We start from the raw sequence: 20,189 nt of genomic DNA on the forward strand, positions 1-20,189 counted from the left end.
TGTTGAGCCGACCTTTATGTAATGTAAGGGTCGGCTTTTTTGACCTAATTTGGATCAAATGGATGTTCCTTTGTCTTAAAAGAGTAAAACTTGGTTTTATCACCTATGAACTTTATAATAGATAAGGATGATATGTTTAAAGCACAAAAGGAGTTGACTCATTGTTATGCCATTCCATCGCGTACTCATTATGGTGGCAGTTGAAGCTGAGCGTGAAATGTTGCTAGACGTCGCCAATCCAAGGGTGCAAATTGACGTTCAACTCGCAGGGGTAGGACCTATTGCGGCTGCAACCAATACTGCAATCCAACTAACGAAGCAGCGTTACGATCTTGTTATAAGCGCAGGCATCGGAGGAGGTTTTAACTCCAAAGCTCACATAGGAGACTTAGTCATAGCAAATACAATTATTAGCGGGGATTTAGGTGCCCAAAGTGAGGATGGTTTTCTTTCATTAGACAAGCTAGGCTTTGGTACCAACTGTATTTCTACTCCTGAAGGTTTAGCTACACGTATATATAATGCCTTATCTGCTTCATCATCGCTAGAAACACGTGTACATATCGGAGATATTATTACACTTTCTACAGCAACAGGTACATTAGCCACTGCACAACAATTAGCAAACCGTTATCCTAACGTTTATGCAGAGGCAATGGAAGGCTTTGGTGTTGCTTATGCTGCTCATAATGCAGGCATTCCAGTGATTGAATTACGTTCCATTTCTAATATGGTAGGTCCTCGTCAACGTGATAAGTGGGACATCCCAACTGCACTACGTACATTAAAGCAAATATGCTCAATTTTACCGGAGGTACTATTACAATGATTAATATTGCATTTTCCCCCTGTCCTAACGATACATTCATTTTTCATGCTTGGGTACATGGTCTCATTCAAGATGCACCAAAGCTCAATGTGATGTATGCGGATGTGGATATTACTAACAATATTGCTACCAATCCAAATGAATCGAGCCCTGATATTATGAAAATTTCATATGCGGCATTACCTTGGGTGCTTGATAAATATACGTTGCTCCCCTGTGGAGGCGCATTGGGTAGAGGTTGTGGCCCACTTGTGCTTACAGCAGAGCAATGCACACCACAATATTTGTCAGGCCGAACGGTAGCTGTACCAAGCGAACGCTCTACTGCTTACTTATTGTTTAGGTTGTGGGCTGCAAAGTATGTTCCACATGGGATTGGAAAAATTATCGTCATGCCATTTGAAAAAATTATGCCTGCCGTTCAGCGTGGTGAGGTTGATGCAGGACTTGTCATTCATGAAGCAAGATTTACTTATCCCTCATACAATCTAAATATGTTAAGTGATCTTGGTAGCTGGTGGGAAGAAGATACTGGATTACCCATCCCACTTGGAGCGATCGTAGCCAAACGTGGGATGAACACAGTAGAAATTAATAATTGGATAAGACAATCTCTCGATTACGCGTGGAAGTTTCCTGAAGCGTCAGAAGATTACATTATGTCTCATGCGCAGGAAATGTCTCATGAAGTTACTAGAGCTCATATTGAGCTTTATGTGAATCAATTTAGCTATGACCTTGGTGAGGAAGGCTACGGAGCAATTAAAGCATTATTAGGTAGGGCTGCTCAGGAGGGTTTACTTCCTGAAATAGACCTTAGCAAGCTTTAAGGCAACACTAATAAGCGCCTGATTTGCAATTAACTAGCTGTCAGGCGCTTAATTGGTTTACTATCGGCCTCAACATCTATTGATGGTTAACCAAATCGTTTGCGATAACCACATTTACGACATAACTCCTCCACCGCTTCACGACGAGAAAAACCATCATAAATACGAGACGCACGTTCACCTTCAATGATTTCTGCAAAGGGCTGCTTATGTACATTCCCCAATCCAAGCACACCTTCACCATCCAGACAGCAAGGAATGACAGTCCCATCTACTAAAATCCCCGCTTGATTACGTAAAGCATGACAAAAGCCTTTCCCTTCATCTTCAGGTGCACTTAGACTTGGCCAATCAAATTCAATATCTTGATTTAAATAAATCCGATCTGCGATTTTCAAGCCGTTTCCTGGAATGACCTGCTCCTCGATATAGTAATCAAGACCAAACTCCTGCTCAATGATAGATAATGTTGCTCGATTTCGGCTCCGTGCCAAATTACTTTGATTATCTCTTTGTAAATTCCATAGACGGAAGGACACGATCAGATCGCTAGTGGCAACTGCCTCCTTCACAAAGGATAAAATATGACGTAAATAACCTTCACGATCCTGTGATCCTTCGTGTCCATCAAAACTATGCAATGAAAAATTGATTTGTCTTAATGCAGGTTTTCCCAAAAGCTTATTTCGGTTTTTTTCTATTAAAGTTCCATTGGTTGTTATGTTCACCTTAAAGCCTTTATCGTGGCTAACATCTAGTAACTGATCGATTTTTGGGTGTAGCAACGGCTCACCTTTAACGTGTAAATTAATATAATCAGTGAATGGCTTCACTTGATCTAATATATGAACAAATTCATCGAGCTGAATAAATTGTGATTTTCGTTCTGTTGGAGGGCAAAAACTACAAGCCAAGTTACAAATACTTGTAGTTTCGATATAAAATTTTTTGAATTTCTTTTTCATAATTCTCCTATCCTATGTGTGCGGTTTATGTTTAATATTTTTTTATGATGTGATGAATATCAACAAAAGTGTATCATTTGTTTCATATAGATTCAACGCATGACTAGATTTGAATTTGGAAAGCTACAATTTCAACAGTAATCGGAGTTCCGATAGCAATAATATCATCATCCTCTAGAAATAAAGTTAAGTTAGTAGGAATAATTGTAGATAATTGTCCTTCCTGCATCAACCCATTAATATATACATTAATAAAATGACTTTGATCTAGTCCTTCAAAGATTACAGTAGGTTGCCCTGAATCATTAGTAAATTGCGAACTTTGCAGGTTCGTTATACCTTGCAATGGCGTATCCGGAAAATAAAAATATCTTCTTGCGGTGGATAAAAGAGTAACATTTCCAACCGAACCTGTTGGTCCCGTTGCACCCGTCGCTCCCTGTGCGCCCGTTGCACCCGTCGCTCCCTGTGCGCCCGTTGCACCTGTCGCTCCCTGCGGGCCCGTTGCACCCGTCACTCCCTGTGAGCCCGTTGCACCCGTCGCTCCCTGCGCGCCCGTTGCACCCGTCGCTCCCTGCGGGCCCGTTGCACCTGTCGCTCCCTGCGGGCCCGTTGCACCCGTCACTCCCTGTGCGCCCGTTGCACCCGTCGCTCCCTGCAGGCCCGTTGCACCCGTCGCTCCCTGCGGGCCCGTTGCACCCGTCGCTCCCTGCAGGCCCGTTGCACCCGTCGCTCCCTGCAGGCCCGTTGCACCCGTCGCTCCCTGTAAGCCCGTTGCACCCGTCGCTCCCTGTAAGCCCGTTGCACCCGTCACTCCCTGTGCGCCCGTCACTCCCTGTGCGCCCGTTGCACCCGTCGCTCCCCGCGGTCCTGTTGCACCCGTCGCTCCAGTGACTCCTGCTGTTGAATCTGCTGACATTAAAATTACATTATCAATTAAAATACCGCCTACTGAGGAGCTTGGTGGAGACAAACTAAAAGATAGCTGTGCCAAGCTGGCTCCAACTGGTACAACGGAGGTTACTGCTTCAAAGGTTTGCCATTGTGAATTAACAAATATACCTGATGGGATAACTAAACTTAAACCACTACCCAAGTATGTCACTTGAGAATTAAAATAGCTCACTGTAATCACGACTACTGGGCTTACACTTATTGCTTGATTTTTGGTTAAGGAAACAGATAAAAATAAACCTTCTCCTGGTGTAACTCCTACTATTTGCTGCAACGATGTTGCTGGTGACCCACCTAGAAGCTCTGCGCTTTGAATACCCGTCTTTTTCACTGGATTTAAAGTTGCATTCACAGAGTACCATGATGTGAAACCTGAATCAAAATTAGGATTCAATATTCTATTTGATAATTGAGTTACCACATAATTCACCTCTCTTTGCTTCTATATATGCTAATCGCTAAACCAAAGACGTTTAAATTGAGAGGAATATACTAAAAATTTATCTTTTGAGTGTTAACATACTGATATTAAATGGCTAGCTTTTATAGTTTATTCAGATTTAAATAATTTGAGCCTAAAAATACTACGGGCAAAAATTTTTCATTCAAATTGTGGCTCAATCTTAAAATCGGTTCTTGACAAAAAAGCTAACGTAGCGAAGAAGCAGGGAGATGGTGGAGAAGCGAACGCGCCCGCCTTTAAGGACACAATTTCATCCACTCAACACATATTATAAAGAAAATGGGGCCTTAACAGCGGTTGAAGCCACTTCCTGCTACGCAGCCTCTTACTTCATTGGTTGTCAAGAACTGATTTTTGTGTTGAGCCCAAATTGCTAAACATAATTTCATATACACATAGAAATTGTATGTATGGTACATGTTTAACTTCATCATTCATAACTTTATACAAAGTGCATCTCTTAGCTAATGAGTACAAGGTCTAACAAAATCTTTTGTCGAAAGAAGGTATTGGAGGTTCTTTTTATTACTTTGCTCATAATGAGTTATAAACCATATTTGATATAGTTAGACAAAGATTAATGAAAATGCCGTTTCCAAATAGTTTGAAAGAGCATTAACTATAGTGAACATGCTAATAAATCATAGTCTATGTTCGTAATAGAATTCCAATTTAGTCATATCTAGTTGGGTTCAAACTATTAAAGGAGTTGGGTTATCTATGGCTGTTGTTAAACCGGTTTACACTGCAATTGCAACACAACCTGTTGCTACCGGAGGTGTTGTAACTACTACAGTTACCCCTGTTGTTTCGAGATTGCTAGCTTTTATTACTCCTGCAATGATTGGTGCAACTGATACTACTATTCCTGCTGCAAGCTTTGTAGATGATGCAGGTACAGCTGTTACTACACTTCCAACCATTACTGCTGAAGATTATTTTACTGTATACGTTAACGGTATACCGCAACAAGCTTCATTATCCACACTTACAGCAGAAAATCTCGTTTTAGATGATACTACAATTGGCGAAGGCGTACCTATTTTACTCATAGTTACTAACTTCCAAAACTCCGGCTCAACATTATCTACACCACCAGTAATTTCTACGCCAACAATTACGATTAGCTAAGGTTCCATAAATGTAAAGATGATCAAGCTTAATAATGAGCAGTATAACAAAAAAGTCTCCAAGATTTTTCCTTCTTGGAGACTTCTCATTTATAATCTTTTCATTCCTTTATAATCTTTTCACTCCATGCTTATATATACCTATTTGTTGAGCAGAATAAATACCTTGATGTCCAGAAAACAAATAACTCACTACACAAGCAATAAAAATATATAAAACAGCATCCCCGCCAAACAATTCAACGCCCATAAATATACAAGCCAAAGGAGTATTTGCGGCTGCACCAAACACAGCAACAAAACCAAGTCCCGCTAAAAATGGCGCTGAAATTTGTAGCAATATTGATAATGTATGGCCAAGTGTTGCCCCTATAACAAACAAAGGTGTCACTTCCCCACCTTGAAATCCACTTCCAAGCGTAATTACAGTAAATAAAAATTTCCAAACAAATGAAAAGGGATTAATTTCACTTTCAAAAGCATCACTTAATAGTGGCAAACTAAGACCTAAATAACTTCGACTCCCAATGATACTAACTAAAGCAATGATTATAACACCACCAACGAGACTTCTCCACATATAATGCTGAAAAAATGAAGCAAATAACTGCTTTATTTTATGTAATAGTCTACTAAACATCATCGCAACAAACCCAAATATAATTGCTGCTGCTACAACCTTCACTAATACTAACACTGATATTGGAGGAATTAGGCCTAAACTATAATGCATATGCCCAACCCCCCACAAGTAAATCACTGTAAGATGACCGGTTAGACTAGCAATAAGACAAGGAAATAAAGCCTGATAAGTGATTATACCAATCATAGATATCTCTAATGCAAATATAGTTCCCGCCAGTGGCGTCCCAAATACAGCACCAAAACCAGCACTAATGCCACACATTAATAAAATACGACGATCGTGTTTGTTTACTTTAAATGTTTTGCCTATTCTTTCTGCAATACTCCCACCAATCTGAACAGCAGTGCCTTCTCTTCCCGCAGAACCTCCAAATAAATGAGTGACTAAAGTTGCAAACCAAATTAAAAAGCTCATACGTAAAGGAACAACTTCCTGTCCATCGCTAATGCTCTCTATAATAAGATTGTTTCCTTTGCCGCTATTACCGCCATATACATTGTATACATAACCAACAAGCACACCGCCAATTGGCAATAGAAATAATAACCAAGGCATTGCCATCTGCCAAGCTGTCACTTTCGCTAAGCTAACTAAGAAACCAGCACATGCACTCCCAACCAACAAGCCAACTATGCCACTAAGCCACAGAAATTTAACAAAAAAATTAAAAGAAAAGCGATAGTTATTCATTAAGATCATCTCCATAAATAGGCACGCAACCTGCCCGCCTCCTGCATAGAATAATATCAAATTTATAGAAAAAGGTGATTGGATTGGCTAATTTCCGTCAAGCGTACCAGTTAAAAAGCAGAATTGCTAAACATATATTAAACCGACCTGATGTGCAAGGTGTAGGCGTTGGCTTAAAAAAACCAGGTTCACCAGAGCAAGGTGCAGCTGTCATCATCTATAGCACATCTGTATTAGCAACAAAAACGAATAAGAAAAAATCCAAAAAAATAAATACACCATCATTAGAAATGTTGGCTCGAAAAAGTGGTGTCCCTATTCGTATTGTAAAATGTAGTAAGTTTGTTAAGCATAATTCGCCACTTGATTACCAGTACAGGTCAAAAATCCGCCCACTTATTGCGGGTTATAGCGTTGGAACAAAAGACGGATCTGGTACTGCTGGCCTTATTGTTTCTTGTAATAATAAGAAAGGCTCCAAATACATTTTAAGTAATAATCATGTTTTAGTAAATGAAAATACAAGAAAGCCATCCTTAACGCTCCAACCCGGTGCCGCTGATTTAGGGATTCCTAAAAAAGATGCTATTGGTTGTATGAATCGTTTCGTTAGATTAAAAAAAAGAGGGATTAACTATATTGATGGGGCAACCTCTAAACCATTTAGTCCACGCCTTGTAAAACCTGCTTATGCTGTATTTGGTAAAGTAAATGGCCATGTTCGCTCATATAAAGTTGGAGATCGCTTTAAAAAAGTAGGTAGAACAACAGGTCTTGTTCATGGGATTGTAGATTCTACACATACAGACATCCAAGTAAACTATGGCCCTTATGGTAATTTAGGAACTATTTTATTCAAAAATCAAAGTGTAGTTCGAGGTAAAAGACCTGTTTCCTTAGCTGGCGATTCTGGTTCCGTATGGCTAACTCGTAAAGGAAACCGTGCAGCAGCGGTGAACTTTGCAGGCTCAGCAGACGGAAAGATGTCCATTTCCTATCCTGTTGAATGGTTTATGCAGGTTTTTAACACCTCTGTTGCAAATGGCTCACCTAAAAAATGCCACCGTCGTCACAAAGTAAAGTCCCGGTACTTGCACACCGCTCCATTACCTAAACATATATTACGAAAAATCAAGGTATTAACTCCAAAAAAATGTTGTAAAACGAAGTAATATTATTTAAGCAATTCAATTAGAAACAATTAGAAAAGCCAAACCTAATTTGTATAGGTTTGGCTTAAAATCATATATTTTTATTCCATGAAGTCCTTTAATCGTTTACTACGGCTTGGATGTCTAAGCTTTCTCAAAGCTTTGGCTTCAATTTGACGAATACGTTCTCTCGTTACACCAAATTCTTTCCCAACTTCCTCAAGCGTTCTTGTCCGACCATCGTCAATGCCAAATCTTAAACGCAATACATTTTCTTCACGTTCAGTTAATGTATCTAATACTTCTTCTAACTGTTCTTTTAGCAATTCGTATGCCGCTGCTTCTGCTGGAGCTTGGGCCTCGTGATCTTCAATAAAATCACCTAAATTAGAATCATTTTCTTCCCCAATCGGAGTCTCCAATGAAACTGGCTCTTGAGCAATTTTCATAATCTCGCGCACTTTATCTGGTGTTAATTCCATTTCCTTTGCAATTTCCTCAGGAGTAGGTTCACGCCCGATTTCTTGCAAAAGTTGTCTGGACACTCGAATCAGCTTGTTAATCGTCTCCACCATATGCACAGGAATACGAATCGTTCTCGCTTGGTCAGCAATTGCACGCGTAATGGCTTGGCGAATCCACCAAGTTGCATACGTACTAAACTTAAAACCTTTAGAGTAGTCGAATTTTTCCACTGCTTTAATTAAGCCCATATTACCTTCTTGAATCAAGTCCAAAAAGACCATACCGCGTCCAACATAACGGCGAGCAATACTTACAACTAGACGAAGATTCGCTTCAGCTAACCTACGTTTCGCTTCTTCATCACCTTGTTCGATACGACGAGCAAGTTCAATTTCTTCCTCACCAGATAAGAGCGGTACTCTTCCGATTTCTTTTAAATACATACGAACAGGATCATCAATTTTTATGCCTGGTGGCAAAGATAGATCATCTGTATAAGTTACTTCATCACGTTTCAATTCCTCTGTCATGGAAAAAACCCCCGCCCTAAAATCATTACTGCTACATCTATAAGAACTGTATAAACATTTGACAAAAAATTATAATTATGCTATTATGGCACTATATTATTTAATGCAATTTAATTGATATCGACTATCCGTCATTTTAACACAACCACTTGTTTTATACAAGTGGTTTTTTTGTTGGAATAAAGTCAATATAGATAGATTTTGTTCGTTTTTTGGCTCTTTTTATAATGTTTACTTTTAGGAATTGACTTATTCATCATACTAGGATATAATCCCAAGATTTTTTGCCTGCTCCTCAGTTAAAATAAATTGCTCCTTTTCCCAAACCTCATCATCCTCAGTAATCCCAAACATCAGCATAATATCAGCCCAAATTCCTTTTTCCACAGCTTCCAGTTGTGTAATGATAATCTTCATATACATTCCCCTTTTGCTATGTAATTAAACGTAACGGTTACTTTTTAGTTAATACCATTAATTATTTAGTCAATTAACTCTTGGCCCTTTGTTTCTTTCCCTAAAAATAAAACAGCAAGTGCGCCAATAATAATAGTCACAAAAAATATCCAAAAAATGTAACCTACACTTATTTTCCCAGCAACAAGCACACCTACTAAATACGGAGCAATGACACCACCTATGCGACCAAAGGAAGCGGCTAGGCCTACTCCTGTAGAACGCACTTTTGTTGGATACAACTCTGGAGTGTAAGCATACATTCCTCCCCAAGCACCTAAGTTAAAGAAGGATAAGCTTATTCCAGCAGCAATGAGCATCCATTCTGTTGTTGCATTTCCAAACCAGACTGCACTAATCGCAGTAAAAACGAGATAAATAAATAAAACAAATTTACGTCCAAATTTCTCAATAAAATAAGCCGCTGTAAAATAGCCCGGGAGTTGCGCCAATGTCATAATGAGTACATATTCAAAGCTTTTCACTAAACTAAAGCCTTTGAGCACCATAACAGAAGGCAACCATAAAAACATACCATAATATGAAAAAACAACTGTAAACCATAATATCCATAACATCACGGTGGAACGACGATGTTCTTCATGCCACACTGAGGCAAAGGACTGTCTGAAGCTTAGCTTCTTAACTACATTATACCCATTTTGCTGATTCAAAAACTTTGGAGAATCTTTAATGGCTCTACGTAAGTATAGTGCATATAACGCAGGCAATGCTCCAATCAGGAATGCCGCTTGCCAGCCATAATCAGGAATTATGAAATAAGCTATTAATGCCGCCATAATCCAACCTGCTGCCCAAAAGCTTTCCAATAAAACAACAGCTCTGCCACGATCTTGTGCAGGAACAGATTCAGATACGAGTGTTGAGGCAACAGGAAGCTCTCCCCCTAAACCAAAACCAGCAATAAATCTTAACACACACAAAACTGCGAAACTTGTCGCTGCTGCGGACAATCCACTGGCAATCGAAAAAATAAGCAAGGTCCACAGCAATACATTTTTACGGCCAAGCTTATCTGCCATAAAACCTGCAATTGCTGCCCCAAATGCCATTCCGATTGAATTTACACTTGTAAATAATCCTGTCTGCTGCGGAGACAGCCCCCACTTTATGGTCAAATCAGCAGCAATAAACGACAAAATCCCGACATCCATTGCATCAAACATCCAACTTAATCCAGCACTCATCAACAGCTTACGTTCCTTTGGCTTCTTAAGCAGTTCAGCCACACTCACAATCCAGTACACCTCATTTTTCTAGTTTTCAATCTACTCTTCGAAGATAAACTTATGTAGCAATTTTAGGCTAGGTTGTTGTGAGCAAAAACAAATCCTAGTAGCATTCCAACGCTGTAACCATCCGTCCTGTGATTGTCTGAATGTATACTTCGACAATTTGCGCCAAATCTCCTGCTAATGCATCTTCAATAATTAAAGATTTAAAGCGACACTCCTTCCGTTCACCTCTAGCAGGCACAATGATATACCATTCTTAACATGATTACAACAAAAATTTGACCCATTGCCTAACCTAATATCCTGTTTGATATATCCAACTTATTGATACTAACAATTATTTAGGAACTGAAGTATAATGATAAAATGTCAATATTTTTAGAAAGAAGTGTTGCTACAATTATGAATCATAAAAAAGACCGCACCCAAAAAATTTTTATTTTAGGCGCTTTATCCGCATTTGGCCCACTTTCCTTAGATATGTATCTTCCAGCTCTACCTAAGTTAGCTCAAGATCTACATACCACCGCTTCCGCCGTACAACTCAGTCTTACATCCTGTCTCCTTGGACTTGCTCTTGGACAGATTGTAGCAGGACCACTAAGTGATGCATTAGGTAGACGCAAGCCATTAATTGTTTCACTCATAATTTATGCCATCAGTTCATTACTATGTGTATTTGCACCAAATGCACTTCTTTTAGTGACGTTTCGATTTATGCAAGGTTTAGCTGGCGCTGCTGGAATCGTCATTTCCCGCGCTGTTGTTAGGGACTTATACTCAGGTACTGAACTAACGAAATTTTATTCATCCTTAATGCTAATCAATGGCGCTGCTCCTATCCTTGCTCCTATTTTTGGCGGACAGCTACTAAATTATGTATCTTGGCGTGGAGTATTTGTAACCTTAAGCATCATCGGTGTCCTTATGACAATTTCGGTTGTTTTAGGACTTCCTGAGTCATTATCAACAACGAAACGCCAATCTGGAGGATTGGCTGGAACACTAACTACCTTTGGTAAATTAATTAAGGATAAAAGGTTTATAGGTTACTGCTTATCCCAAGGTTTTGTTGCTGCAGCGATGTTTGCTTACATATCAGGCTCATCCTTTGTAATACAAAATCTTTATCATGTTTCTGAGCAGAACTATAGTCTAATCTTTGCATTAAACGGTGTAGGTATTATTTTTGCTAGTCAAATTACGGGTAGACTTGCTGGAAAAATCAAGGAAGCTAGATTACTTCTTATTGGTTTAACCGTTGCTGTAGTTGCAGCGATTAGCTTACTTTTTGTTATATTAGCCCAAGGTTCACTTATCCTATTACTTATTCCACTATTTTTTGTTGTAGCCTCTGTTGGAATGGTAAGTACATCAACCTTTTCATTAGCTATGCAAACTCAAAATGAACATGCAGGTAGTGCATCTGCACTACTAGGACTTGCACCATATATATTAGGTGCTTCTGTCGCACCACTTGTTGGTTTAGCTGGTGATCATAATGCGCTACCCATGGGGATTGTCATTGCAAGTGCAGAAATCATCGCCATCCTCTGTTACCTTGTTATGGTGAAGTCTGCTAAGCAACACGTTAGCGATAAAGCCTAATAGTGTTGCTAATAGACTATTTTCCAAACAAGCTTTTCAATAGAGTTGAGCCCGCTAGTAAACCAAACCAAAATTGACCATCCCATTTTGTTGCCTGCTGATACAAGGTATGATAAGGCAGTTCAACATAAATATTAATGATGGGGTACAAAACTAACAGCATACTAGGAATAAACACGATTAAAAACATCGGTTTGTGAAATTTCCTTCGTTTTGGCCATCCTTCAAACAGAGATAAATACGCTCCTAAAACTAGGCCATAAGCAATCTTGGCGAGTATCATGTAATTAATTTTGTGCAGCGTGCCACCATTTTGTTGTACATAATCTAAAAATTGATTTCCATAATACACGAGTAAGATCGCACCAATGATCCAAAATATATAATAACCGTATCCCCGCGATGATTTCACGCTACCCCCCCATTTCAATAACAATCCCGGTCCAGATGAATTTCTTCATGCTAGTCCGGGACAAGTTTCTCACTTCTTTTCTTTATCTTCACTTCAATTGTACATTAAGAGCAAGACGTAAGTCTGATTCAACTTTACTTTTATAAAACTTTTAAAAATTAAAATTATCTGGGTCTGAACCAAACCTTTTATTTTCATTTAATGTAGCTATTGCTGCAATATCTTCAGCATCCAATTGGAAATCAAAAATATTTGCATTTTCGATAATGCGATGTTCCTTAACAGATTTAGGAATGGTAACCACGCCTAACTCAATATCCCACCTCAAAATAATTTGCGCTGTCGTTTTTCCATGCTTGGCTGCAATTTTCTTCAGTAATTCATGATCTAACAAGTTTCCTTGACCTAGCGGCGACCATGCCTCTACCTGAATATTTTTACTTTTACAATAATCTCTTAATTGTTGTTGTGCTAACAACGGATGAAGCTCAATCTGATTTACAGCAGGAACTACCGTCGCATCCTGCAATAAATCATCCAAATGATGTACCTGAAAATTACTAACCCCAATCGCTTTTACTTTCCCCTCAGCGTACACTTTCTCTAAAGCACGCCAAGTTTCTTTATATTTACCTTTTACAGGCCAATGTACTAAATACAGATCTAAATAGTCCAAGTTCAGCTTATATAAGCTTTCATTAAATGCTGCCAGCGTTGAATCGTAACCTTGGTTACTATTCCATACTTTAGAGGTTACAAAAATATCTTCACGAGCAACAGTGCCTTCTGCAATAGACTCGGCAATCGCACGTCCTACACCTTCCTCGTTGTTATAGGCAGCCGCCGTATCAATGCTTAAATAACCATACTTAAGTGCAGCCTTTACAGTTTGTACCACTTCAGTTCCCTCTTTAGCCAAGAAAACACCTAGTCCAAGCCAAGGCATTTGTACACCATTATTCAAAGTAACCTTGCTGTTAAGTTTAAGCTCATTCGACATGCTTCACAGCCTCCTTTTTGCAGTTACATTCCTTTCTTATTATGAAGCATGTCTCATCCAAAAGCAAAAGAAACGCTTCAAAATTTAAGCTGTTTCTCTCATTTTTTTTAGTTTTTGTCTAGCACGATATAAAATAATTTTAAATTGGGATAGAGATATTCCCATCATCTGTGCAGATTCCTGATAAGAATACCCATGAATGTCATATAACATTACGGCTTGCTGCTGTCTGGGCTGCAAAATCGCTAGCTTGCTAGTAAATTCACCATAGGTTTCCTTCGCAAGCATGTTACTTTCAGGCGTTTCAAGACAAGGACAATCGTGAAAATATTCATTTTCTAACGTAATACACCTATTTTCTTTCCGTAACAAATCAATATAAGAATTATGTGCCACACGTAAAAGCCATGCCTTCATTTTTTTCCCATCAAGCTGATCTTTATTTTTATATGCTCGAAAAAACACTTCTTGTGTCAAATCCTCAGCAATATGATGATTGCGGCTTAAATACAATATATAACGATAAATATCATGACTATAATTGCGATACATACATTCAATACCAGTAGCGTTCATTCCAACTTCCTCCTCTATCTCATAAATACATTATGAATGGAAGAGTTTAATATCTTGCTAAATATTTATTAAAAATATATTAAGAAATAATAAGGAACATATAATGAGCAAAAACAACACCAGTTGATTTAATGATGCAGATTATATAAAATCCCAACATTTATTTTCTACAGACTACTAGTAAATAGTCTCAATAAGTTTCCATAAACCACGATACCCCACAATGGAGTCTTGCCTTCCTGCAAGCATCAGTGTAGGTTTACAATAAGGCTCTTCAAGCTCATCCACTTCAAAGCTAAACTTTCCCGTACACTTCTTCAAAAACGCTGAATCTGCTATCTTTAACCCTGGGAGGACTTCTTCCTTATACCTATCCCATACATAATTATTTCGAATTACATTATCCCTTCTGCATGGAAAAGACCACGTTCTTCTTCACTAAGCTTATTTAATAAAAGGACATCTTCCTCAAACACCTGAAATTGAGCATCTTTTTCACCATAAATCTCATAACTAACTTTGATATTTCTCACTGTACATTCCATAATGTTTCACCCCTTTAAGCATAATAACATTTTCCACAAATTTCATATTTTATATTTCAGCAAAAAGAGGTGCAAATGTCGCACCCCTCCTGTGTCCTTTATTTTCAGTCTCACTTTAAAACAAATCAGCCTGTGGCAGCCTAACCGTAAACACGGTTCTGCTCTCATCACTACTTACCTCAATCGTACCTCCATGCAGGTCCACGATATGCTTTGCAATCGCAAGTCCAATTCCTGAACCTCCCGTATTTTTAGCACGAGATTTTTCAACACGATAAAACCGATCAAATAAATGAGGAAGATCATTTTCAGGAATAGGGTCACCGTAATTTATTACCTCTGTCACGACTTCTTCTCCATCCTGGAAACACGTAATATTAATACGTTTGCCATCATTCCCATAACGAATCGCATTATTTAGCAAATTTTCATATACACGACGAAGCTTATTTCCATCAGCAAATATAATAATGGGCTGTGTCGTAAGCCTTAAATCACATTCCATGTCTGCTTCCTGAAGCTGAATGGAGAAATTCGCTCGAATCTGATACAACATCTCCACTATATTTAAGGTTGTTCGATTTAGCTTCATTTCTTTATTTTGGAGTCTTGTATACTCAAATAAATCCTGTAAGAGTTGCTGCAAACGAATCGATTCCTCATAAGCCATCGTCACGTAATAACGTAGCTCCACCTCGTCACGATAATGATCCTGCTCAATGAGCCCTAAATAACCCGTAATTGAGGTAAGCGGTGTACGTAAATCATGAGACACATTCGTAATTAATTCGCTTTTGGTTTGCTCTGCTCTTCGCTCCTCTTCCATCGATGTTCTTAGGCGTTCTAGCATCCGATTAATATCACTTGCAAGCTGCCCTAATTCACCGACATGCTCTACCGTAATCTTCTGAACAACACCCTCTTCAATTTTATGAACCTGTTCAATAATTTCCTTTAAATATTTTTTTTCGTGTCTTCTTACGCTTCTGCGATAAAAGTATAAGGAAAAAAGGACAAGGATAGGGACACCGGAAATATAATAGGCCAAAGGAAAACCAATATTTCTATTTATCCATGCCAGTAAATTATATAAACTAACCTCTGGGAACATAAAATAAAATAATTTAGTGAGCAAAATTAACAAAAGCAAGGAACATAAGGAAGTCACGATTGTCCAAAACAGCCACGCCAAAAACCTAAGACTAGCCTTCAATTTTATATCCCACTCCCCAAACAGTGTGAATAAGCTTTTCACCAGCCATTTCTTTTTCTAACTTATCTCGCAATCGACTGATATGTACGGTCACCGAATTGCTACTGTCAATAAATTTATCTCTCCAAATCAATTCAAATATTTCTTCTGAACCAAAAACGCGGCCTGGGTAGCTGGCAAGTAAAAACAAAATACTAAACTCAATAGGAGTTAGCTTCACTGGCCTACCATCCACCATTGCTGTATGCGTTTCCTTGTCAATTAGCAAAGACCCACATTTAATCATGTTGTCCGTCGGGACAGGATTGTTTTGTATGGCGTAGGAAGAACGTCGAAGTAAGGATTTTACTCTAGCAATCAACTCTAGTGGATTAAATGGCTTTACCATATAATCATCCGCACCTGTCATTAAGCCCGTAATTTTGTCCATATCGCCATCTCTAGCACTTAACATTAATATTGGGGTTGTTCTACTCTCACGAATTTTCATGCATACTGCAATACCATCCATTTTAGGAATCATAATATCTAAAATAATGAGATCGATTGGATGTTCGTCAACAATCTCTAATGCAGTAATCCCATTATCAGCTTTAAAGATATTAAATCCTTCATTAACGAGGTATATTTCTAGTAGCTTAGCTATTTTTTCGTCATCATCTACAATTAATATTTGTTTACTCATTTGGGATCATCCTTTTATTAGACTAAAGTGCACGTCTTTACTAGTTTATCATGACACATGGCGAAGTTAGATAATAAAAGGTTAAAATTTGATTACGATCTGTACACATCGACTATAAGTTCTCAACTTCGACACTAATCACATAGTCAATTTGACGGATAAACTGATAAATATCTGTAGCATATTCCTTCTCAGAAGCTGAAATAACCATATCTACACGCTGGCGTCCTTGCTCTAAATCTTTAATTTTTAGGCGATGAATACGATGTTCATTTTCCTTCGCCACTTTTCCTTTTTGACCTTTTCTTTCGATCACACGTACAAGCTCAGCAATATCCCCTTGCTCGCTCATTACAATTTTAACACCAACATCACGTTGGTTTATACGATAGGGGCCAATGAGTCGAAATACATGTGGAATAAAGTTCACCGCAACAATAAGTAAAATAACGCTAACTGCAGCTTCAATAATAAAACCAGCCCCAATCGAAATTCCGATGCCAGAAGCCGCCCAAATCATCGCTGCTGAGGTTAACCCAGAAATCCCTTCATTACTTCTGCGCAAAATCGCACCCGCACCCAAAAAACCTATCCCGCTAACAATTTGTGCAGCTAAACGCATTGGGTCCATGTTAGGATGGTCCGGTCCTGAAAACTTATGAAAGGCCTGTATAGATACAATCGTTACCAAGCAACTGGCGATACAAATGACCATACATGTCTTGATCCCAAGAGGTTTTTGTTTTAATTGACGATCAATGCCAATAAAAAGCCCAAACAATAAAGCAATACACAGCTTAACGATAACCATCCAGTCTATCAACATGAAGATATTCACCTCAACATCTCATTTACAACAATATAAGCATTTTTTTCACAAAGTACACTAAGCAAAATTAAACTTAATACAGCAGAAAGTTAGTTAGCTTAATAAATTTCATGATATCTTTCTTGTGTTAAAATCATTTCAATGGAATCATAGCTTTGGCCATCAACTTCGATTTCATTTTTCAGACGCCCAATTTCTTCAAAGCCTACTTTCTTATATACATGGCTTGCCCTTGGATTAAATTCAAATACATCTAATGTTAACGCGCTTAATCCAACCTCATTAAAAACATAAGGAAGAAGTAATGTTAAGGCGTTGCTCCCTATTCCCTTATTGACATAATCATCAGATATTAACACACGGAAATTAGCCTGGTTTTTTATTTCATCATATGAATTAATAACAACCTCACCGACCACAACACCATTATATTCAACCGCGAGATCAAGGCGATCCTGCTGGCTGTTTCTTGTTTTATACCACTCTGTCGTTTTTTGTATTACATCATCTGTTAATTGAATTCTTTCTGTCAAGAAGGTATCAGATACCCCCGTTAGATTATTTACATTTGGCATCGTTATAATCTCAAGCATAGCTGGAATGTCACCTTCACGAAATGGTCTTAAGGTAATGATTTCATTGGATAAAGTAGGTTTAAAAGTAAATTTCATGATATGTCCTCCTGTTCTTTAGTTATATATTATGCCATAAAAAAAAGCATCCAGGTACTGGATGCTTTGATTTTAAGCTAAAATTAAGTTACGTTAATTACTTTCGAGTGTTGTTTAGCCTTTAATTAGAACTTAGAAGCAAGCTCAGCAGCAGCCTTCAAGCCATCTGCAATGATTTGATCCTTACGATCTGGGAATTGGTTGTGTCCTTCGATAACAACCACGTCAGCATTGTTAACTCCCCACAAGCCAAGCATTGTTTTAACAAAGTTTAATGACATTTCAACAGATGCTGCTGGACCTTCGGAATATACGCCACCACGAGCATTAAGAAGAGCAACCTTTTTATCAGTAATTAGACCAACAGGACCTTCTGCTGTATATTTGAACGTTTTACCTGCTTGGCTCAAGTAGCCAATGTAAGTTACTAATTGTGCAGGTACTGTGAAGTTCCATAAAGGGAATGCAAATACAACTTTATCTGCAGCCATAAATTGATCTAAATATTTGTTTGCAACGTCAGCCATTTGTTGTTCTTCAGCAATAACTGGGTAACCATTAGCAAGCTTGAACAAGCCATTCATCATGTTGTTATCATAGTAAGGAAGGTCAACTTCAAATAAGTTTAACTCAGTAATTTGATCACTAGGATTAGCTTCCTTATAATTTTGAAGAAATGCATCATACAATTGTACAGTTGGTGATTGATCCGCCGGGCGGTTGTTTGCTTTAACGAATAATACGTTTGCCATCTAAATAATTCCTCCTGATTAACTATGCTTATTTTTGTAAAGTAATGTTTAAAAGTAATGTTACTTTCTATTTAACAGTATCGTTTATCGTGTGATATTTGTCAATACAAATTTCATGTAAATTTCAAGTTTTCAGTAAATAATAATGAGTTACATAAATTGACGAGCAATTTAGTAATGATCATGTACTGCCTTGTTTAACATGCCAAGACATCGATCCAAATCTATTTTCACTTGTTTTTTATATAAATCTGCTTTCGTCACTCCATCTTCCGTGAAATGATACAATACAATTTCTTGAAAATCGATCGATGGATCATTCCCCTTTAATCGCTTCGTTCGATATAATATGCCCTCTTGGACAAGTTCATGTAATGCCCGATAAATTTCACTTTGAGGAGGAACATAACCAAATGGACGGAACTGCTCCTTTAATTCCTCCAGCATTTCATAACCATATCCTTTACGCTTCTCCACCATTCCAATTAAAAACAGCTTTAAATAAGCCCGTTGTGCGATCATAAACGCCATGCTTGTTCTCCCTTCAGATTTTTAGCTAACGTAAAAAACCTATAATGATGATTGTACGTTAAATCACAATATTTGTATAATTTTTCAATAAAAATAGACAACGTAAAAAGCCCTTACGCAGAAAAACGCAAGAGCAGGTTGCAATGTAGCTTTAATTTCTAAAATGTTCCTAGGGCTGAATTACAATTTAAAGGAGAGATTCGGCACCATCAATTACAATTCGCGCCCCTGTAATGTGACTCGCTTCTTTAGAAACTAAGAAGGCAACTAAATCAGCCACCTGATGAGCTTTACCTGCGGCATGTGCAAGTGGTTGAGAACCTTCAGGATACTCAACTGGAATGACGATTTCTCGTAGCTCTTCACTTATTTTAGTAGAGGCATCAATATTGGTATCGATCGCACCTGGACAAATGGCATTTACACGTATGTTATATTTTGCCAGCTCCAGTGCAAGCATTTTAGAGAATGCAACTTGTCCTGCTTTTGTTGTGCTATAGGCAGACATACCAAATCCCGCAAAACGATCATTTCCATTGATAGAGCTCGTAATAACGATACTCCCACCTTGCTTTTTTAAGTAAGGAACGGTGTGCTTTACCGTTAGAAATGTCCCGTTTAAGTTCACATCTAATGTTTTCTGCCACTCCTCTAAGCTTAATTCCTCAATTGGAGCAAGTGTTCCGTTGATACCTGCATTCGCAAAAACAATATGCACCCCACCAAATTGTTGAACGACCTCTTCCACTGCCCTTTTAACACGCAAATCATTCGTAATATCTACATCATAAGCCTCAGCATGTCCAGGAAACCGCTCATTAATGGTTTGCTTTGTTGCCTCTGTACGTTTATCAATAAGATCAAATAAAGCGACCTTAGCCCCACTTTGTGCTAATCTCATTGCTGCCGCTTGTCCAATTCCTGAGCCTGCCCCTGTAATTATAGCAACCTGATCGTGAAATTGTGCTGTAGTCATAATAAAACACTCCCTTGGTTTTACTC

At 38.4% G+C, this 20,189-nt stretch carries 24 protein-coding genes; 5 read left to right on the forward strand and 19 right to left on the reverse strand.

Going from position 1 to position 20,189, the window contains the following annotated elements; all coding sequences use genetic code 11:
* The first annotated feature begins 166 nt into the window (after positions 1-166).
* On the forward strand, positions 167-829 hold the full coding sequence (locus J2Z32_RS03215) for a futalosine hydrolase (protein ID WP_210087716.1): 663 nt from the start codon (positions 167-169) through the stop codon (positions 827-829).
* Positions 829-1,659, forward strand: a complete 831-nt coding sequence (locus J2Z32_RS03220) for a 1,4-dihydroxy-6-naphtoate synthase (protein ID WP_210087895.1) — start codon at positions 829-831, stop codon at positions 1,657-1,659. The genes J2Z32_RS03215 and J2Z32_RS03220 overlap by 1 nt, the downstream gene beginning before the upstream one ends.
* A gap of 86 nt (positions 1,660-1,745) precedes the next feature.
* Here J2Z32_RS03220 and J2Z32_RS03225 read toward each other — a convergent pair whose 3' ends face one another.
* Together J2Z32_RS03225 and J2Z32_RS22485 are read right to left on the reverse strand one after the other, a co-directional pair.
* Positions 1,746-2,624 (reverse strand): radical SAM/SPASM domain-containing protein, encoded by an 879-nt coding sequence (locus tag J2Z32_RS03225; protein ID WP_210087717.1) that lies wholly within the window; start codon positions 2,622-2,624, stop codon positions 1,746-1,748.
* A gap of 103 nt (positions 2,625-2,727) precedes the next feature.
* Positions 2,728-3,930 carry an NTTRR-F1 domain gene (locus J2Z32_RS22485; RefSeq protein WP_342453908.1) on the reverse strand — a complete coding sequence of 401 codons (1,203 nt, stop codon included), beginning with the start codon at positions 3,928-3,930 and terminating at the stop codon, positions 2,728-2,730.
* An 831-nt stretch (positions 3,931-4,761) separates the two neighbouring features.
* Here J2Z32_RS22485 and J2Z32_RS03235 point away from each other — a divergent pair.
* Complete coding sequence (locus J2Z32_RS03235) at positions 4,762-5,172, forward strand: DUF4183 domain-containing protein (protein ID WP_210087719.1); 411 nt, start codon at positions 4,762-4,764, stop codon at positions 5,170-5,172.
* A gap of 108 nt (positions 5,173-5,280) precedes the next feature.
* On the opposite strand, the gene J2Z32_RS03240 is transcribed toward J2Z32_RS03235, so the two are convergent.
* Complete coding sequence (locus J2Z32_RS03240; protein ID WP_210087720.1) at positions 5,281-6,507, reverse strand: voltage-gated chloride channel family protein; 1,227 nt, start codon at positions 6,505-6,507, stop codon at positions 5,281-5,283.
* Between the two features lie 83 nt (positions 6,508-6,590).
* Here J2Z32_RS03240 and J2Z32_RS03245 point away from each other — a divergent pair, with 83 nt between their 5' ends.
* A complete protein-coding gene (locus J2Z32_RS03245) occupies positions 6,591-7,679 on the forward strand; it encodes a hypothetical protein (RefSeq protein WP_210087721.1) in 1,089 nt (362 codons plus the stop codon).
* An 80-nt stretch (positions 7,680-7,759) separates the two neighbouring features.
* Here the strand turns inward: J2Z32_RS03245 and rpoD are convergent, their stop codons facing one another.
* From rpoD to J2Z32_RS03265, 4 genes are all read right to left on the reverse strand, one after another.
* Positions 7,760-8,653 carry an RNA polymerase sigma factor RpoD gene (gene rpoD, locus J2Z32_RS03250; RefSeq protein ID WP_210087722.1) on the reverse strand — a complete coding sequence of 298 codons (894 nt, stop codon included), beginning with the start codon at positions 8,651-8,653 and terminating at the stop codon, positions 7,760-7,762.
* A gap of 261 nt (positions 8,654-8,914) precedes the next feature.
* The gene (locus J2Z32_RS03255; RefSeq protein ID WP_210087723.1) at positions 8,915-9,070 is read right to left on the reverse strand and encodes a hypothetical protein; all 156 of its coding nucleotides are present in this window, start codon (positions 9,068-9,070) and stop codon (positions 8,915-8,917) included.
* A 65-nt stretch (positions 9,071-9,135) separates the two neighbouring features.
* Positions 9,136-10,317 (reverse strand): MFS transporter, encoded by a 1,182-nt coding sequence (locus J2Z32_RS03260; protein ID WP_210087896.1) that lies wholly within the window; start codon positions 10,315-10,317, stop codon positions 9,136-9,138.
* A gap of 145 nt (positions 10,318-10,462) precedes the next feature.
* On the reverse strand, positions 10,463-10,606 hold the full coding sequence (locus J2Z32_RS03265) for a hypothetical protein (protein WP_210087724.1): 144 nt from the start codon (positions 10,604-10,606) through the stop codon (positions 10,463-10,465).
* 161 nt (positions 10,607-10,767) lie between these two features.
* Here J2Z32_RS03265 and J2Z32_RS03270 point away from each other — a divergent pair, with 161 nt between their 5' ends.
* On the forward strand, positions 10,768-11,973 hold the full coding sequence (locus J2Z32_RS03270) for a multidrug effflux MFS transporter (protein ID WP_245251148.1): 1,206 nt from the start codon (positions 10,768-10,770) through the stop codon (positions 11,971-11,973).
* 16 nt (positions 11,974-11,989) lie between these two features.
* On the opposite strand, the gene J2Z32_RS03275 is transcribed toward J2Z32_RS03270, so the two are convergent.
* The 12 genes from J2Z32_RS03275 to J2Z32_RS03330 all read right to left on the reverse strand — a co-directional run bounded on the left by J2Z32_RS03275 (position 11,990) and on the right by J2Z32_RS03330 (position 20,163).
* The gene (locus tag J2Z32_RS03275) at positions 11,990-12,385 is read right to left on the reverse strand and encodes a hypothetical protein (RefSeq protein ID WP_210087726.1); all 396 of its coding nucleotides are present in this window, start codon (positions 12,383-12,385) and stop codon (positions 11,990-11,992) included.
* Between the two features lie 151 nt (positions 12,386-12,536).
* Positions 12,537-13,385, reverse strand: coding sequence for an aldo/keto reductase (locus J2Z32_RS03280; RefSeq protein ID WP_210087727.1), 849 nt, complete (start codon positions 13,383-13,385; stop codon positions 12,537-12,539).
* A gap of 84 nt (positions 13,386-13,469) precedes the next feature.
* Positions 13,470-13,961, reverse strand: coding sequence for an RNA polymerase sigma factor (locus tag J2Z32_RS03285; RefSeq protein ID WP_210087728.1), 492 nt, complete (start codon positions 13,959-13,961; stop codon positions 13,470-13,472).
* Between the two features lie 177 nt (positions 13,962-14,138).
* A complete protein-coding gene (locus J2Z32_RS03290; RefSeq protein WP_210087729.1) occupies positions 14,139-14,282 on the reverse strand; it encodes a hypothetical protein in 144 nt (47 codons plus the stop codon).
* 74 nt (positions 14,283-14,356) lie between these two features.
* Complete coding sequence (locus tag J2Z32_RS03295; RefSeq protein ID WP_210087730.1) at positions 14,357-14,506, reverse strand: hypothetical protein; 150 nt, start codon at positions 14,504-14,506, stop codon at positions 14,357-14,359.
* Between the two features lie 115 nt (positions 14,507-14,621).
* On the reverse strand, positions 14,622-15,698 hold the full coding sequence (locus J2Z32_RS03300) for a sensor histidine kinase (protein ID WP_245251149.1): 1,077 nt from the start codon (positions 15,696-15,698) through the stop codon (positions 14,622-14,624).
* 10 nt (positions 15,699-15,708) lie between these two features.
* Positions 15,709-16,404, reverse strand: coding sequence for a response regulator transcription factor (locus J2Z32_RS03305; protein WP_210087732.1), 696 nt, complete (start codon positions 16,402-16,404; stop codon positions 15,709-15,711).
* Between the two features lie 112 nt (positions 16,405-16,516).
* Positions 16,517-17,230 (reverse strand): MgtC/SapB family protein, encoded by a 714-nt coding sequence (locus J2Z32_RS03310; protein ID WP_210087733.1) that lies wholly within the window; start codon positions 17,228-17,230, stop codon positions 16,517-16,519.
* 101 nt (positions 17,231-17,331) lie between these two features.
* Positions 17,332-17,904, reverse strand: a complete 573-nt coding sequence (locus J2Z32_RS03315; RefSeq protein ID WP_210087734.1) for a GNAT family N-acetyltransferase — start codon at positions 17,902-17,904, stop codon at positions 17,332-17,334.
* 125 nt (positions 17,905-18,029) lie between these two features.
* A complete protein-coding gene (locus tag J2Z32_RS03320; protein WP_210087735.1) occupies positions 18,030-18,656 on the reverse strand; it encodes an FMN-dependent NADH-azoreductase in 627 nt (208 codons plus the stop codon).
* A gap of 171 nt (positions 18,657-18,827) precedes the next feature.
* Positions 18,828-19,187, reverse strand: a complete 360-nt coding sequence (locus tag J2Z32_RS03325) for a replication termination protein (protein ID WP_210087736.1) — start codon at positions 19,185-19,187, stop codon at positions 18,828-18,830.
* 187 nt (positions 19,188-19,374) lie between these two features.
* A complete protein-coding gene (locus tag J2Z32_RS03330; protein ID WP_210087737.1) occupies positions 19,375-20,163 on the reverse strand; it encodes an SDR family oxidoreductase in 789 nt (262 codons plus the stop codon).
* Positions 20,164-20,189: the final 26 nt, after the last annotated feature.

Origin of the sequence: Paenibacillus turicensis, assembly GCF_017873435.1 — a bacterium.
Lineage (GTDB): Bacteria > Bacillota > Bacilli > Paenibacillales > Paenibacillaceae > Fontibacillus > Fontibacillus turicensis.